This window comes from Anaerolineales bacterium (assembly GCA_030583885.1).
Classification (GTDB): Bacteria; Chloroflexota; Anaerolineae; order Anaerolineales; family Villigracilaceae; genus Villigracilis.
The window spans coordinates 2162914-2179818 of record CP129480.1; the positions used below are offsets into that span (position 1 = coordinate 2162914).

Sequence of the window (16905 nt, forward strand, 5' to 3'; positions counted from 1 at the left end):
TCTAAAAATCTCCTAACCCAACAATCGGGAATATCCAAGTATTAAACTTATCGGCAAGATTATGCCCTGCTTTGCTTGCTGCATAAGCAGTCACCCCATATCCGCCCGCCGCGCCTATTGGTCCTAATGCGCTTCCTCCTCCTCCTGCTGCAATTGTACCAAGTGCATTTGATATTCCATCGATTGCCAGAGCTTCCATTGAAACTACAAGGACTCTTGCGCTACGCTGAGCTGGTGTGTATGTTTTTGGGAACCAAGAATCTTTGTAATACTGACGATATCCTGCAATGCCGGCCTCAATTGGCCCGGTTGGCAAAGTCCACACAGCGGTTTTGTACCATTTTGAACTTGCAAGTACATAAGCTTCATGCATATCCAGCCCATCTTCCAATGGAGACAAAATGTAATCCCAATACAGCAGTAGTTCATTTGCGTTTGGAACTGGATTTTGAGCATCTGGTTGAGTTATAGGCATATTGGAAAGATCTTGGAACGGTATCATGGGATTATTAGGAAGTGTAAATGGTGTGTCTTCTACAGAAGGGCACATGATACTTTGATTTTGTCCGGAACATGCCTGCCCACCACCTGAAGAGCTGGAACTGCCGTTGCCAGTGTTGTTCACCGTTTTTATTGGAAGGATCGGGTTTGTATATGGGTCGACCACACAGGATTCACCAAAGCCACATTCTGTGCCATGCCCGGTCGGATCAATATACCTCAACGGATTCCCGTACACGTAACTGTAGCGGTTGAATGCCTGCGGGTTGGACGGGTCAGGAACAATTGTATCCGGCTGGATAAAGCGGTTAAGATAAGGCGAATAAAAACGCGCCTTATAATCCATTAACCCAATGCCGGAATCCAAGGCACGCTGGCCTGTATAGCCGTAGTCCGTTTGCGTAATATCATTTACATCGCTTCGCACCCCTCCGAACGGCAAATATCTCTGCTGGCTTGTTAAAGTTCCGCTGCTGTCAGTCACCGCGACGACCGAGCCAAGATGGTCGGACAGGAAGTATTGTAATCCCGTGCCGTCGTCCATGGCAATCGTCTGCCCGGCGAAGGCATAGTATTTTATGGTTCCGCCGCTGGAGCGGGTCTCATACGCGCCACCGAAGAAATAGGAGGTCAATTCGGGGGTCTGCGGGGAGCCGCCCTCGTCATAGGATGTGGCCAGCGTGGTCACACGCACCCCGTCGCCGTCGTAGGCAAAGTCCCATTGCATGGCGATCTTGATGACATCGTCACACGTCCCCTCCGCGAGTTTCTGAATGGAAGAGATCCGATTCTCGGCGTTGTACACCTGCTTGTAGGTCGCGCCATCCTCGATGCGGCAGGTCATATTGCCGTTCGCGTCGTACTGATAACTGGCAACCGTTGCAGAGTCCTGCGTCAACGACGAGACCGCATGCGGGTGGTCTGCATCATAGCTATATTCGCGCCCCTGCCAGCCGGCAGGAGGCGGAGTCACCTCCACTGTGCTGGTGGGGGTTGCTGTCGAACCTGTCGGCGTCGGCGAGGGCGTGGCGTTCGGGTTTACGTGTTCAAGGTAACCCGGTGTAAAGTTGCCCGTGAAGGAGTTGTAATAATAGACGGCAATGCGGCCCTGACCTGCAGAGGGGGATCCATTGGCGGTCCCCCCGGCTGCATTGACCGTGTTGAGGGCTACCGTACCGCCTTCGATGCGGATGCTGCCGCCCGATCCACCGCCGCCGTAAATGTGGTTCGCCCAATTGCCATTCAACCCGTTGGCGGTCAAGGTCCCCTGAAAATCGATCTGCTCCCCCGCAATAAAGATCATCCCGCCGCCTCTCCCGCCGCTTGCACCGGATGGATACCAAAGGGTACACTTCTTTTTACCGCCAGGGCCGCAGTAATAGCCGGTATCCGGATATGTGCCGCCCGTTCCGCCACCCGACCCATTGAAGAATTTGTTCAACTGCGGGTTGCCGTATACGCTCCCGCCCAAGCTCCCCACGCCGGCGGTCCCATACCCAGCCCCACCGCCGGTCGCCCATTGCCCAGATGTTGACAGACCGGCACCGTACCCACTGGCAGCGCCAAAACCAAGTCCGCTGACCGTGATCGTCCCCGTCCCGCTCAAACTTCCGGCAACCCGCAAGACGACCAGACCGTTTTTGTTCCCATCGAAGGCGGATGCCGTCAATGTGCCGTTGATCGTCACATCCTCATAATTCGGCACGCGTTGGATAATCACCTTTTGCTGTCCTGCAGCAGTACCTACATTTGTATCGTCCCCCGCATTCGCTCCATACCATTCCTTCTTCTGCGTTGTGGGATATAAAGTATCTCCAATAATCCCTCCAACCTTCAAATACTCATAATTGCCGGTATTTGCCCCTGATCCAGATATATGGATCAAGAGGATCTCGTCCCCGGCAAGTAGACAATTCGATGAAGGCGCACTCGAAAGTTTTATCGAGGCATCTTCGAGTTGAACCACACTATATACCACTCCATCGGCACAGGCTCGGTTACTGCTTGTGCTTGTATTGATATTGAAAGTAGTCCCGGAAGGAATATCAAGGTCCCCATCCTGTCCGGTTCCCCAGGGAAGCGGATTGGCGAAGATGATAGACGTGGCGGTAGGGACGGGCGTCGGAGGCTGACCAAGCAAAGCCGTGTAGGGCTGGGGCACAAACCCGCCAACAGATGAAAGGTTATCGAAATAATACACGGCGATGCGGCCCTGACCTGCAGAGGGGGATCCATTGGCGGTCCCCCCGGCTGCATTGACCGTGTTGAGGGCTACCGTACCGCCTTCGATGCGGATGCTGCCGCCCGATCCACCGCCGCCGTAAATGTGGTTCGCCCAATTGCCATTCAACCCGTTGGCGGTCAAGGTCCCCTGAAAATCGATCTGCTCCCCTGCAATCAAGATCATCCCGCCGCCTCTCCCGCCGCTTGCACCAGATGGAAACAATTGTGTACACAGCTGTGTACCGCCAGGCCCGCACCAATAGCCGGTCTCCGGATATGTGCCGCCCGTTCCGCCACCCGACCCATTGAAGAGTTTGTTCAACTGCGGGTTGCCGTATATGCTCCCGCCCAGGCTCCCCACGCCGGCGGTCCCATACCCGGCCCCGCCGCCGGTCGCCCATTGCCCATCCGTCCATATGCCCGTGCCTGGTCCACTGTCCGAGGAAAAACCAAGTCCGCTGACCGTGATCGTCCCCGTCCCGCTCAAACTTCCGGCAACCCGCAAGACGACCAGACCGTTTTTGTTCCCATCGAAGGCGGATGCTGTCAATGTGCCGTTGATCGTCACATCCTCATAATTCGGCACGCGTATCAGCATGACGCGCAATTGACCGGATCCCGTACCAATGTTTGCATCGCTGCGCCAGCCGTTGCCATACCAGTATTTTTTCGAAGCTGTGAAAATGACTGTATTGCCGGACGCCGAAGCCAGGCGCAGGAACTCGTAACTGCCGGAGTTAAAGCCGGCGGCTCCCGTATCGGTCATTTGGATTAACATGAGCTCATCGCCGGGATTCAAACAACCCACATCAGGCGATGCGCTCAACACGGCAGAAGTATCACCAAGCAGGGTGACATTGTATGTCACGGCATCGGCACAGGTACGGCCGTTGCTCCCCTGGGTATTGATGTTAAATGAATTGCCCGCATTGACCACAAGATCGCCATCCGCCCCTGTGCCCCATTGCTGTTGGATCATCGGCAGGGGCGTGGCGGTTGCTCCCACTGTCGGCGTGAGGGTGACGGTTGCCGTCGCGGACGGCGCGGGCGGCACAAACAACCCATGCACAATTTGCACTTCAGCCGATGTCAGCGCGCGGTTGTAGAAGCGCACCTCATCCAGCCGGCCGTGATACACATTGGCGGCGGCGCTGGAACTGAAGGTCAGCACACTGGCGCCCGCAGTTAAGGTACCTGTCACACTTTGAGCGGCGACCAATTCTCCGTTAAGGTAGAGGCGCATCTCCTTCGCAGCGGCATCATACACGCCGGCCACCAGTGTCCATGTGTTGACGGGCAGGATGGGTCCCGCAAGCAGACTGGGGGTCAATCCCCCGGCCTGGAAGACAATGCTTCCGTTTGCATTCACCGCTGCCGGTCCCGCGGGGGTGGGCGTTCCCTGTGTGGAAAGGGTGATCAACCCGTAGTCCTGGCTCAAGCCGCCCTTCTTGACGATGTATTGCGTGCGGTTCGTCACGGTGGAGGCGGGGTTTACCCAGGCAGACACGGTGAAACTGCCGGTCGTGGAAATTTCAGCCTGGTGCGCAACAGATGCATAATCGTTCACGCCGTCGAAGAAGGCGGATTTTCCATCCACGCCGGTCGTCTCGATGACCACGCCGTTGTAAAGGTTCGCGAAATTATCCGTTCCGTCGCCCTGCGCCTCGTCCGGGACCTTTGTGCCGTTCAGGGTTTCGAAGTTCCAATACGCGAGAAGATTACCCAGGTGAGGCGTCGGTGTCGGCGTATTGGATGAGGTGGGCGTTCTGGACGGAGTTGGTGTGACGGTATAGGGTGTCGGTGTCATTGTTAAGGTGGGTGTGTTCGATGACGTGGGCGTCATGGAAGGCGTAGGTGTGATCGTAGAGGTTGGGGTGTTCGATGGTGTATAGGTAACGGTTGGGGTTGGCTCCGGTCCATCCTCGCCATAGGGCAATTCGGGAGGGGTGAAATTCGAGGTCCAGCGCGCGATACCTTTGCTAATACGATACTCGTCAATCCACCCATTTACTCCCGCTGTTGAGTTGAATGCATCGTACCCAATCCGGAGTGTGCTTGCTAAATTTCCAACTGTTGAAATTGATGTGTCGTTCCCGATAGCAGTTCCAGCTTGGTATATATCAATCCGCCCGCCATTTCTAACAACGGCGATGTGATACCACGTATTAGTTGAAAGAGTGGTGGCCGCGGAAATGGAAATGTGCGAAGTTCCGCCATCTCTAAAATCCACCTTCCAAGTCAGATTCCCTCCGCTGTTGTTCACATAGATATAATGATAGTTTGAGGTATTATCTACCTGCTGGAATAACATCATGTAACCGCCAGGTGACGGGAGAGCATTAAAGCGCACCCAAAAATCAATGGTAAAGTCGCCTGGGCCAAAATTCCAGTCGTCACTGTCTGGTGTGTGTATGTAGTCCCCTGTTCCATCAAATAGACCAGACGCTCCGCTGAATTTCGATTGCGCGGTATCGATTTTCGCGTCACCGGCCGCGGTCCAAATCTTGCCGGTCTCATCGATGAAGGTTTTCGAGCCGAGCGCTCCGTTCATGTGTAGCATGGCCGAGGTGTAGGCATCCGCACCGGACCATGGGGTTACCGTCGGTGTGGGCGAGGGTCCGCTGGTATTCGTCGGAATAAAGGTTGGAGTTGCGGTGTAAGCAGGGGTGGCGGTTTCGGTCGGAGAAGGGGTGGGCGAGGGGGTATCGGTAAATGCCTCCTGTTGAGCGAGCGCCGCCAGTTTGGGTGCGCCTATACCTCCTTCGACGCTGCCGAGGGACATAAATTCGTCAACAAAAGGCTGGGGCTCGAGGTACGCCTGCGGGGTGGGGATCACCCAATCGTTCATTTGCTGGATGTTCCCTGTCCGGTCATACAGGAAGTGCTGGCGGTATTTATAATCGGTCGGGCTGGCGCTCGTATACGCCTCGGCGGTGGTCAGTCGGCTGAGGAAATCGTATTCATATACGTGCGTTTCGCCCAGGATCCCGTCCGTGATCTGGCGGATGTTCCCTGCGTTATCATAGGTGTACGCATAATCCAGCAGTTCGATACCCGCCTTGAGTGCCGCGCGCGCCTCCAAACGATTCGCGTTATTGTACTGATTGCTGATCACAACGCCGTTGCCAAGCGTTTGCAGTTCGATCTGCCCCAGGGTAGTATAGGCAAGGTCGACCAGGGAATCCTGGCCCCTGTCCAGCTGGCGCGGCCGGCCAAGCGCATCATAATGATAGGTGAGGACCTCCTGGTCCGGGTAGGTCACGGAGATGGGCCTGCCGAGCCAGTCGGTTGCCGTGGTCATGCTCTCGGTCACGCCGCCGATCTGGCGGTTTTCGGTGACAGTACGTCCATAGTTGCCATAGGACCAGGTCGTGACGCCGCTCGCATCCGTCATGCCGGTCCGCATGCCAATATTGCCGGCTTCATTGCCATACGTGAACGTGGTATTGACGGAATTGCCGGTTTTCGTGAGCAGGCGTCCCAAGGGATCATAGGTGAAATTCAAGGTTTCGTTACGCGCATCCGTCTGATGTATTAAACCGCCCTGAGGGTTATAAGCATAGGTCCACACACCCATATCAGGGTCCTGCATGCCGGTTTTCCTGCCCAACCAGTCATATTGAATAGTGCTTTCATTCCCATTTGCGTCCAGTACGCGGATCAGGCGGTCGCCAACGTCATAGGTGTAGGCTGTCGTCGCATATACGGTTTCGCTGTCGGAGTATTCCCCCACGGTCACCAGCCTGCCGAGTCCATCGGTGGTGCGGGAAACCTTGCGGCCATCCGGGTCAATGATAGTGACTGTCAATCCATCATACGATGTCGTCGTGGTGATTCCGCCCGGTTGGGTCACACTGGTTGCACGCCCCAAAAAGTCAAAGGCGGTTTCGTTGAATTGTGAACCGGCCGGGGAAAGGTAATAGCCGCCGGGAGAATTCCGGTAATACGGCAGGCTTTGTTTCCAGGCCAGCCCCTGGGAATTGAAATAAGTGTCTGCGGCCAGCGTCTGCCCCTTATCCTGGTCATACACCTGCGTCTGGATCAGCCGCCCAACGCCGTCATAGAATCCCCACACAGAGCGGTACTGGTTTGCGATGGTATCCAGGATCTGCATTTCGACGTGGTACGGGACGGCAATTCTCCCGTTCCCATCCACCTGCGGATAGTTGTAATATACACCGGGCTGGCCCAGCCCGGCTGCCGTAACAGACAGAGTCCTCCCCAAGCCGTCGTACGTGGTGGTGGTCAGCCAGCCGTTTGGATCCGTGGTCTGATATGGCACCCCCAAACCGAACAAATACTCAACCGAGGTTTCTTGATTCAACGCATCTATGGTTTTTACGGGATGGGTCATTAACTCGCTGTCGTATATCACACGGATTAGTTGGGATGCGCCGCTAAGGCAACCTGTGAAACATTCATGGGAACCAGGAATTCCTCCAGCAGTATCTCGCCGGGGTGGGTGGGAATACGATTTTCGGGAAGCATATCTTTCTCCTTCTAGTGATAATCCGTCAGGGAAACGTCGTGAACACCTTCATCCCAACGAAATACCAAGCGCCATTGATCATTGACTCGGATACTATGGAAGCCAGCTAAATCACCTTTCAGCGCTTCGAGCCGATTGGCAGGCGGGGACTTCAAATCATTCAAGCGATGGGCGCCATTCAAGACATCCAATTTCCGCAAGGCAATTCTCATAAGATCAGGAGGAAAGCGGCGCACACGTGAGGTCATCCGTCCATGAAACAAATCTTCTGTCGCTGCATCCCGAAAGGAGTGAATTGCCATAATAGAATTATAACACTTGCACGGTATCCATGCAAGTGTTAAGCGAGGATAGAAGATAAGGCGAACCCGCGTTTCAAAAGTAGTTGTTAAGGTGCGATAATATTTTGAAATCGAAAGAATTACTCCCCGGCAAGTTCCAGAACTTTGTCCAACAATGTGTCCCCATAATACAGGGAGGAATTGCGAAGCTTTTGAACATAGGGGGCGACTTTATTCAATTTCCCCTTTTGTTTCGCAATGAGCAGAAAGCCCAATGCGCCAATGCATTGGATTTGGTTGTGCTCTGCGATCAGCCTTGCGCGCTGGTCGTCGATGAGGAGGAGGTCGGCGGAGAGCTGCTTGTACAGCGTCATGGCTTCGATCTCGCCGCGTCCGAGCCCGCCGGCAGCGAGTACCGAACGGCTTGTATCCACCTGAACCACCCGTCCGGTCAGGAAGGAGGCGAGGATATCCGATTGGGGCTTTTCCGGGGAGACGGTTTCCATGTAAACCGCTTCGGGCACTTTTACGTCATCGTACACTTCAAGCAGGAGGTGGAGGGCGTCGCAGGTTGCGAGGGCAATCAGGGCGGAACTGTCGGCGACAACGAGCATGTTTATTTTTGGCTACCGTACTTCCGAAGGTCGTTTTCCAGTTCTTCAGGAGACTGGGTATGCAAAAGAACGCCTTCCCGCTTGCAGAATTCAAGGAAGGCATACCGATCCAACCCGGCCAGTTCGCTTGCCGCGCCGATGGACAACTCGCCCGCCTGATAAAGCCCGAGGGCGGCATACAGGCGAATCTTTTTGACCGCTTTTTCGGGGGTGTCGGCGATGAATTGACTCTCGGGTAGGGAAAATGAGATCTGCATGGGGCGCTCGCTTTTCTTGGTTCCGGTAGTGTATCACGCCCGGCATATTGCATCAAGTTAGGCGGGTCTCCACCAATGGTTGGCATGAAAAGCAACAGGCCAAACCATTGAGAGATTTTTCGTATCTTCATGTCTTCCTTAGGATGTACGCTTCCAAGGTTTCGGAGCGAAGCCATTCATTCCAGTCACTGTGGCATGCTGGTCTTGGCAACATTCATATAGCGCAAACATCAAATCTCAACTGCCTGGTGTTGTATAATTTACCCATGTCCATGACTGCGCTCGACCTCCCGCCTGAGGCGCTCAAGAAATATCGTCCCCTCGAAGCCATCAAAAAACGCAGGGCAAAATTCAGCGCGGAAATCTCCGCCCGCCGCAAACGCGCCATGTCTGCTGCCCGTAAAGCCGCCAAACTGCTCAAAACCGAATTCGGCGCAAGCGAAGTCATCCTCTTCGGGTCCCTGGCGCGGCGGGTGGGCTTCCACCGCTGGTCCGATATCGATCTTGCCGTGCGCGGCGCGGCAGATTATCTCAAAGCAATGGACACCGTCCTATACCTCGTGCCTGAATTCAAGATCGACCTTGTAGAGTTGGAAACGTGTCCGCCCGCGATGCGCAGAGGTATAGAAGAAGAAGGCAGAGCGCTATGAAGGACGCGGAAATCACAACGCTTGTCCGCCGCATCCATCAGGAATTGGATGAACTTCAACGGGTGTTTGGACGCGCTGAAGAAGGATGGGACCGCTCCCGCCGTTCGAACGATGATTACTATCTGGACGGCATCGCCCTCAATCTGCACGGCTTTTATTCAGGCTGTGAGCGCATCTTCACCCAGATCGCCGAGGTCGTAGATGGCGACCTGCCGCGCGGCGAAGATTGGCACAGACTCCTGCTGGAGCGCATGAAAAACGAGCTCGCCAGCATCCGCCCCGCCGTTATCTCCACCCAAACAGGCGAACTTCTCGATGAACTTCGCAGGTTTCGTCATGTCGTCCGCAACGTCTACACCCATCACCTCGACCCCGAACGGCTGGAAAAACTGGTCAAAGAAACCTCGCAAGGGTTCCCGCAACTCCACGCAGAAATCTCCGCGTTTGCTGCATTTTTAGAGCAGTAGAATATATATCGAATGGCGGGTGATGTCATTTACATCGCTTCGCACTCCACCGAATACCACTTCGTACCCATGCTGGGCATAATGGCACACGCGGCAATCGTCTGTCCGGCGAAGAACAAAGGGCAGGCGCGGATTCGGGTTCCCGACTGGTGGTAGAATCGAAGCCAAAGAGGCTGACCATGCTTGCTGAAACCCGATACGAACACATCGTCCTGAATGAAGCGCGCGTCCCTTTTATTTCGGGAACGACCATGAAGGTCATCGAACTGGTCCTCGCCCAGACCGCCTACGGCTGGAGCGCGGAGGAGCTTCATATTCAGTTCCCGCATCTTTCGCTCGGGCAGATCCATTCGGCGCTGGCGTATTACTGGGACCACCGCGAGGAGCTGGAAAGCGACATGGAATCCCGCATTCAGAAAACCGAGCGGATGCGTAAATCCGCGCCCGTTCCGCCGCTGGTCAAACGCTTGAGGGACAAGGGGCTCCTCTAAATGCCGCTTGCGCTCTACATGGACCATCATGTCCCTAAAGCGATCACCGTCGGGCTGCGCCTGCGGGGCATTGACGCGCTGACCGCGCATGAAGACGGGGCGGATCAACTGGCAGACGATCAATTATTGCGGCGCGCGCACGAATTGGGACGGGTGTTATTCACGCAGGACGACGACCTGCTGGAGGAGGCGGCAAAATGCCAGCGTGGAGGAATTCCCTTTATGGGGGTTATCTACGGGCATGCATTGCGTGTGACCATCGGGGTTTGCATTCAGGACCTCGAGATCATCGCTAAAAACGGGGATAAAGAGGATGTTGAGAATCACGTGATCTTTCTTCCCCTGTAAACACCTGCCCGGCCCAATAGATCGCTTCGGCTGACCTCCATGCCGTCTCCCTGCTTGCGATGAGCGGCGGCGGCACGCTCTTCTCGGTCTACCTGACCTTCCTCGAACCCTTCGTCATCGGCGCCACCTGCGCGTGGCGCATCACCTCGGCAATAATGATCACCATCGTCATGCTGTTATCCATCCGCCCGGCGAAGGTGGCAATGGAATCCCTGCGCTGGATATAATCCCTTCATTCGATGAAAAGCCAAGAGACTCCTGAATTGGGAGTCTCTTAGCTGAGGCCTGCGGTCTATGCGCGACGGAACACCCAGAAAGGGTGCTTACCCTGCGGGTTCGATGCCGCGGAAGCGGTTAAGTCAAGACGAATACTAAGTTTATTGAAGCGGCACTATAAAACTCGATACGTGATACCGCATCGATAAAAAACAATACGCTACCACAAAATCCCAAAGCGCCGCCAATCAAACCATATATCCCCTGCTTTTTAATGTTCGCAAGAGTGTACATATAAGACATCCTCTCACGATAAACATCCCCCTTGCCAATTAGATCTGCGAGCTTCGATATAAAAAAATATGGGAATAAAGGTGTGGCTTTCTTTCCAAAGCTAATACTCCATCCCTGACAAAAAGCAAAGATGGAAAGGAAACCAAGAAATGCAGATACAAAAATATCTAAGAGCGGGATTGTTAGTGTCATTTTTGCTCCATCAATGATATGTTATTGAGAATTCAAATTTAGGTTTAAGGTTCATATTCATACTGCCCAGGTTTCCAATAAAACCTATTCCGGGTACAAGACTTCCTAATCTCCAATATAATTTGGCGTTTTGTATCAAAGACGTTATCAATTGGTCATAAGTTATGTTAGTCGGGTCACCAAAAAACAAATCAACAATCCCTTTTACAAGTCCTGCACCCTCAGCAATTTGGGTCATAGCATGGTATGGGGTATAACCCGTCCAATAGCCTATGTCGCCGGTAATTCCTGCCACATCAATTGCGAGATCGATTCCATCTACTTGCGTCCAGTCAACATAAATTCCTCCGCTAATTTGAAAATGTGGTACTGGCTTAACAGGCTGTGTTGCAATTGGCTCGCTATAAGGAATGGGGGTTACTGTTGTTGTAGGCAGACCACAGATAAATGCTTGTGGACAGGGTGTATTTGTTGGGCTAGGCGTTACAGTTGGTGTAGCAGTGCTCCTTGGGTTAAGCTGAGGCGCGTCTGCCTGCTTGTTGGTGCGGCATTTCGGTTGCCCAAACCCGCCACAACTTGCACCCCCACTTTTTCCATTTCCTGCAACAACCCGATTTCCAACCAATGTTGTCACATGCGCACTTCCTTCGCAGAAACCATTAACGGTATTTTCAGGGTCCGAACACATATGCCCGCTGGGGTCATTATATCGGATCGGGTTGTTGTACACGTACGAAAAGCGGTTCAAGCTCTGCGGGTTCGCCGGGCTGGGGATAATGCTATCCGGCTGGATAAAGCGGTTAAGATAAGGCGAATAAAAACGCGCGCGATAATCCATCAAACCGCCCATGCCGGAATCCAAGGCACGCTGGCCGGTATAGCCGTAGTCCGTTTGCGTAATATCATTTACATCGCTTCGCACCCCTCCGAACGGCAAATATCTCTGCTGGGATGTTAAGGTTCCAGTGCTGTCAGTCACCGCGACGACCGAGCCGAGATGGTCGGACAGGAAGTATTGTAATCCCGTTCCATCATCCATGGCAACGGTCCGCCCCGCGAAGGCATAGTATTTTATGGTCCCGCCGCTGGAGCGGGTCTCATACGCGCCGCCGAAGAAATAGGAGGTCAATTCGGGGGTCTGCGGGGAGCCGCCCTCGTCATAGGATGTGGCCAGCGTGGTCACACGCACCCCGTCGCCGTCATAGGCAAAGTCCCATTGCATGGCGATCTTGATGGCATCGTCACACGTCCCCTCCGCGAGTTTCTGAATGGAAGAGATCCTGTTCTCGGCGTTGTACACCTGCTTGTAGGTCGCCGCTTGCCCTGAGCCTGTCGAAGGGTCCTCGATGCGGCAGGTCATGTTGCCGTTCGCGTCGTACTGATAACTGCCCACTGATGACTGGTCACTGCTCACTGATGACACGGCGTGTGAAATCGTATCCGTACCTGGGTTTGGATCGTTGAGGGAAGTGCGGCGGGTCACTGTGGCAGAGTAAGTATAATTTCGCACCTGCCAGCCTGTGGGAGCGGGGTTGGGGTGCTCCCCTCTCCCTCGCTCGCCAGTTTTTTCGCAGGGCGGAAGGCTCGTTTCGTAGATCGCGGTAGGGTACAACTTACATGACGCGCTCCTTTTGTAGGATACTCCGCTGCGTCATCTTACCCGGCTTTCAAAGGGCAGTTAATAGAGATATTCCCTGGCTGACGACCTGAATAATATGATCCGGGAATGGATAAAGCAGACTATTTCGACAAGCGCCGGATGCCGGTTTTGGCATCCGGCGCTTCATTTTTCTCTTCTCGCAGACAGGCATGGTTGAGGGCCATGTGCCGCAAGGCGTGGAGGTTCAAGTCCTCTCCAGCGCACAAGACATCCCCGTTAATGCGGGGATGTCTTTTTATTTCCAGTTTTCCCAGGTGAACTGCTGGAGTTCGGCATCCTGCACCTGGTGATATAACTCACTGACAAAGGCGAATTCATATCCGCGCGATTGCAGATCTGCGATCATTTTCTCGAAGATATCAAATGCGCTGGATGAATTCCTTGAAAGCGCGGCGCGCTCCAGCCCTTTGACGGTGTTGTTTGGAATGGATGCAAAATAAAAATCGTGCGGGTGTGAAAGCAATAGCGCGGCATCCGGCAATCCAAATATTTTTAGAAGGATCGAGTAAAGTTTCCATCCCAATAACTTCGCATAGCTCAAAGCAAAAACTATGCGAATCCCTTCAATCGCCGTAAAGGGGAATTCGATCAATGATTTGCCGTCCGCCCGCGATACACGGAAGGGGACATTTGGCATGTGTAAATTGAAATATCCAAACTCCCCGGGGCGGATGGAAGGGTACACACTGGCATCATATGCAAAGCCGTGGTCGAGCAAATGCCCCAGGCCGCGTTTGTCGATCATGCCGATTGGGGCGCGATAGCCGGGCGGATTGTTGCCCGTGAATTTTTTATAAGCATCCTGCGAAGCGTGTACTTCATCCAGCGAACAGGCGTTACGGGGATCATGGGTATGGGAGTGGACGGAGAATTCGAGCGGAATGCGTGTGGCCAATTTGGCAAAATCATCCCCTTTCTTCTCGAACAAATTCGTGACCGTGAACATGGTCACTTTCGCATTATATTTGTTGATGATTTTTATATACCGCTCAAGGAACTGCGCGTTTTCGAGCAGGCGGATATGCTTATCAGGGTCGCCGTAATCGGGCTCCATATCCAGTGTGATGCAGGCGAGTTTCTTCATGCGGGCAGATTGGTGACATAGTAGAAGTTGTTCCGCCTGATCACACGCAGGTTTGTAAAACCAAACGGTTCTGCGAGTTTCTTAAATTCGTCCAGCGAATACAGATATACCCCGGGCAGGCGGTTCACACGGATGTACACCTGCCTCAGTATCCAGGTGGGGAATTCCCTTTTACGTGCGTGGTCGGGGAAATCAAGCAGGAAGTATTTGGTTCGCAAATTGCCGAGGAAGGCAGACATATCAGCCGTGTTGAAGTACTCGATGACACCCAGGGCAGTCACCAGGTCCACGTGCGGAAGCGGGGAATTGGGTTGAACGACATCCATTATGGAAAAATCAACCTTGTCCTGAATCCCAAGTTCCGTGCTGCGTTTTTTTGCTAGCTCCAGTGCATCGTTGGCAATGTCCGTTCCATAAACTTTTTGCGCTCCCGCTTGAATCATTTGAAAGGCGAAGCGCCCTGAAGCACAACCGACATCCAGAACACGCATGCCGTTGATGTGCGGCGCGAGCAATTCCAGCGCTGTGTTCATGCGCACGTACATGGCATCGCCGCGAAAAATTGTGGAAAGACGATCCCACCAATTCGCGTTTTGCTGACCCTCCTTATAATAGGCACTGGCTTCCCAGCTTTGCAGATGGTCTTCCCAATATTTTGCCGATTTGGATTTTTGATTTGTCATGGCTGAAGATTATACCCGCTTCGTTCCGTGCCCGGACCTGATTCACAGAATGATCAGGCTGCAACACGTGACAGCTCCCTCCGCCTTTGCCAGTTCATCCACATTAACATTAACCACGCTACAGCCTTTTTCTTCCAGAGCCCGCTGGGTTTTTGGGAATGTTGTCGGGTAGATGATCTTGCCTTTGACGGGCAGGCAGTTCGCGGCAAAGGGTTCCGAGGCGTCCACTTCGATGAGGTCAAAACCGCGGAAGTGGGAGACGTCCACCCAGTTTTTGTTGATCAGCAGAGTTCTGTCGTCCACGCGGGTGACAGCTGTTTTTAGGTGAAGGCAATCCATAAGCTCAAGGGCGGTGACGGTATATCCATGCCTGCCCAGCAATCCATTTAATTGTGCGACAGCATCCGAATTACTGCGTGTGGATAACCCAATGTAAATATTCTTTCCAAGCACAAGCACATCGCCGCCGTCGACACTGGCGGGAGCTGTGACATGCACGAGCGGGCGGTAGGGAGATAATGCCTTGGCGATGGACTCAATCTCCGGCTTGCGGGAATCCGCTCCCGGTCTGGTGATGACGGCGACTTCGGGGAGAATGAATGCGGTGTCCTCCACAAAAACCGAGTCGGGCAGATCCGCTTCTTCCGTCAGTTCGATAACCTCGCAGCCAGCGCTGGCGAGTGCCTGAACATATGCCTGGTGCTGTATGCGGGCTGTCTTCAGGTTAATTGGAGTGCGGTCAATATGGGTGATTTCACATTCGTTGAATCGCGGGCTGACCTTGCGGGTGATGGCAACGACCATTAGCCCCCGCCCGTGCGATAGCGGATAATAAGAGCCTCTGTGCGCGGGTCTTTGGGGGCGTTGAAGATCTTCTCCGGTTTGTTATCTTCGATTAGCTCGCCGTCCGCCATGACGATGACGCGGTCCGCCACTTCACGGGCAAAGCTCATTTCGTGGGTGACGACGATCATGGTCATGCCCTCCTTGGCAACTTTTTTCATCACATTCAGAACTTCGCCGATCAACTCAGGGTCAAGCGCTGATGTGGGTTCGTCAAAGAGCATGACGCGCGGTTCCATGGTGAGGGCGCGGGCGATGGCAACACGTTGTTTTTGACCGCCGCTCAGGCGGTTGGGATATTCGTCCTTTTTGAACAGCAAGCCGACGGTGTCCAGATTTTGCTCGGCGAGCTCGATGGCCTTATTACGGTCCATGCCTTTGACGGTGATGGGTCCTTCGGTCACATTTTCCAGAACACTCATATGAGGAAAGAGGTTGAACTCCTGAAAGACCATGCCCGTTTTCAGCCGCACATCATGCACCAGCTGGCGGCGAGGCCTTCCCTTCTCTTCCGCTTCCACACGGATACCGTCCACTTCAATCGTACCATGGGACGGTTCCTCGAGAAAATTGATACACCGCAGAAGGGTGCTTTTTCCTGATCCGCTGCGCCCGATCAGGCAGACCACTTCGCGTTCCTGAACTTGAAGGTTGACATCCTTGAGGACCTGCAGCCGCCCAAAGTATTTATCGAGGTGGGATACTTTTATGATCGGAATGGAAGTCTTTTTTTTCATGGTTATCGGTCCCCCTTGGCAAGGCGGGTTTCGATAATATTCTGGAAATAACTGAGGATCAATGTCATTACCCAGTAAAACATTGCGGCCATAATGAGCGCTTCGAGGTTGTTGAATTGCGCGCGTCCCACTCTTGTGGCACGCCACATGATCTCGTGTACAAACCCTGTTGCCGCGACCAGTGCGGAGTCTTTGGTCATGGCGATAAAGTCATTGCCCATGGGCGGAATGGCAAAACGCAGCGCCTGGGGCAAAATAATGCGCTGCATGGTCTGTCCGGGGGTCATGCCGATGGCGGCGGCGGCTTCGCGCTGACCCTTGCCGACAGAGGACAAGCCCGCGCGGAAAATCTCGCTCATATATGCGCCATAGTTAAGTCCCAGGGCGATCACGCCCGCCCACAGGCCCGGGAGGATGATGCCTAGCTGGGGCAGCGCCAGGAAAAAGAAAAAGATTTGCAGGTAAAGCGGTGTTCCGCGGATGAGGGAAACATAAAAAGTGCTGAGGGCATACAGCGGTGGGATCGGTGAAAGGCGCCCCAGGGCGGCAAGGATGGCGAGAATTGTCGCGAACGTAATGGACAGGGTCGAAACGAGGAGCGTTTGATATAAACCACCGGCGATGAAGGAAATGTTATTGACGATAAAATCAAAATTCAGCTTGATGGTTTTTATGCCAAGAAAACTTTGTCCACTGAAGAGGTAGACAAGAATGAGGAAAAATACCCCCCATGAAAGGGAAACGTTCCTTTGGAACTGGCGCTGTTTCCGCTGCTGGGCTTCGAACAACAGATCACCCTGGGTTTTACTTGCGCCTTGTTCTTCCTTGGTGAATGCACTCATTATTAAATGCCTTATGAATGAAAAGTGAAGGGA

General features: G+C 53.7%; 17 protein-coding genes. 6 read left to right on the forward strand and 11 right to left on the reverse strand.

Annotation, left to right across the window (positions count from 1 at the left end):
- Position 1 precedes the first annotated feature (1 nt).
- The 4 genes from QY332_10815 to QY332_10830 form a co-directional block, all read right to left on the reverse strand.
- Entirely contained in the window at positions 2-7078 is a 7077-nt protein-coding gene (locus QY332_10815) for an RHS repeat-associated core domain-containing protein (protein ID WKZ38421.1), read from the reverse strand.
- A 146-nt stretch (positions 7079-7224) separates the two neighbouring features.
- A complete protein-coding gene (locus tag QY332_10820) occupies positions 7225-7515 on the reverse strand; it encodes a type II toxin-antitoxin system RelE/ParE family toxin (GenBank protein ID WKZ38422.1) in 291 nt (96 codons plus the stop codon).
- A 119-nt stretch (positions 7516-7634) separates the two neighbouring features.
- Entirely contained in the window at positions 7635-8108 is a 474-nt protein-coding gene (locus QY332_10825) for a DUF3368 domain-containing protein (GenBank protein WKZ38423.1), read from the reverse strand.
- 2 nt (positions 8109-8110) lie between these two features.
- Positions 8111-8365 carry a UPF0175 family protein gene (locus QY332_10830; GenBank protein WKZ38424.1) on the reverse strand — a complete coding sequence of 85 codons (255 nt, stop codon included), beginning with the start codon at positions 8363-8365 and terminating at the stop codon, positions 8111-8113.
- A gap of 266 nt (positions 8366-8631) precedes the next feature.
- On the opposite strand from QY332_10830, the gene QY332_10835 reads away from it, so the two are divergent.
- Genes QY332_10835 through QY332_10860 form a run of 6 tightly spaced genes read left to right on the forward strand, consistent with a single transcriptional unit; the run spans position 8632 to position 10548 of the window.
- Entirely contained in the window at positions 8632-9015 is a 384-nt protein-coding gene (locus tag QY332_10835; protein ID WKZ38425.1) for a nucleotidyltransferase domain-containing protein, read from the forward strand.
- Positions 9012-9482, forward strand: coding sequence for a hypothetical protein (locus QY332_10840; protein WKZ38426.1), 471 nt, complete (start codon positions 9012-9014; stop codon positions 9480-9482). The genes QY332_10835 and QY332_10840 overlap by 4 nt, the downstream gene beginning before the upstream one ends.
- A 12-nt stretch (positions 9483-9494) precedes the next feature.
- A complete protein-coding gene (locus tag QY332_10845; protein ID WKZ38427.1) occupies positions 9495-9638 on the forward strand; it encodes a hypothetical protein in 144 nt (47 codons plus the stop codon).
- Between the two features lie 23 nt (positions 9639-9661).
- Complete coding sequence (locus QY332_10850) at positions 9662-9973, forward strand: DUF433 domain-containing protein (protein ID WKZ38428.1); 312 nt, start codon at positions 9662-9664, stop codon at positions 9971-9973.
- The gene (locus QY332_10855; protein WKZ38429.1) at positions 9974-10321 is read left to right on the forward strand and encodes a DUF5615 family PIN-like protein; all 348 of its coding nucleotides are present in this window, start codon (positions 9974-9976) and stop codon (positions 10319-10321) included.
- A gap of 50 nt (positions 10322-10371) precedes the next feature.
- Positions 10372-10548 (forward strand): vitamin K epoxide reductase family protein, encoded by a 177-nt coding sequence (locus QY332_10860; protein ID WKZ38469.1) that lies wholly within the window; start codon positions 10372-10374, stop codon positions 10546-10548.
- A 127-nt stretch (positions 10549-10675) separates the two neighbouring features.
- Here QY332_10860 and QY332_10865 read toward each other — a convergent pair whose 3' ends face one another.
- From QY332_10865 to QY332_10895, 7 genes are all read right to left on the reverse strand, one after another.
- Positions 10676-11023 (reverse strand): hypothetical protein, encoded by a 348-nt coding sequence (locus QY332_10865; GenBank protein ID WKZ38430.1) that lies wholly within the window; start codon positions 11021-11023, stop codon positions 10676-10678.
- 10 nt (positions 11024-11033) lie between these two features.
- Positions 11034-12383, reverse strand: coding sequence for an RHS repeat-associated core domain-containing protein (locus tag QY332_10870; protein WKZ38431.1), 1350 nt, complete (start codon positions 12381-12383; stop codon positions 11034-11036).
- Between the two features lie 535 nt (positions 12384-12918).
- Positions 12919-13767, reverse strand: coding sequence for a polysaccharide deacetylase family protein (locus QY332_10875; protein WKZ38432.1), 849 nt, complete (start codon positions 13765-13767; stop codon positions 12919-12921).
- Complete coding sequence (locus QY332_10880; protein ID WKZ38433.1) at positions 13764-14450, reverse strand: class I SAM-dependent methyltransferase; 687 nt, start codon at positions 14448-14450, stop codon at positions 13764-13766. The genes QY332_10875 and QY332_10880 overlap by 4 nt, the downstream gene beginning before the upstream one ends.
- 42 nt (positions 14451-14492) lie before the next feature.
- A complete protein-coding gene (locus tag QY332_10885; GenBank protein ID WKZ38434.1) occupies positions 14493-15254 on the reverse strand; it encodes an arginine deiminase family protein in 762 nt (253 codons plus the stop codon).
- Entirely contained in the window at positions 15254-16030 is a 777-nt protein-coding gene (locus QY332_10890) for an amino acid ABC transporter ATP-binding protein (protein ID WKZ38435.1), read from the reverse strand. The genes QY332_10885 and QY332_10890 overlap by 1 nt, the downstream gene beginning before the upstream one ends.
- 2 nt (positions 16031-16032) lie before the next feature.
- A complete protein-coding gene (locus tag QY332_10895) occupies positions 16033-16872 on the reverse strand; it encodes an amino acid ABC transporter permease (GenBank protein ID WKZ38436.1) in 840 nt (279 codons plus the stop codon).
- Positions 16873-16905: the final 33 nt, after the last annotated feature.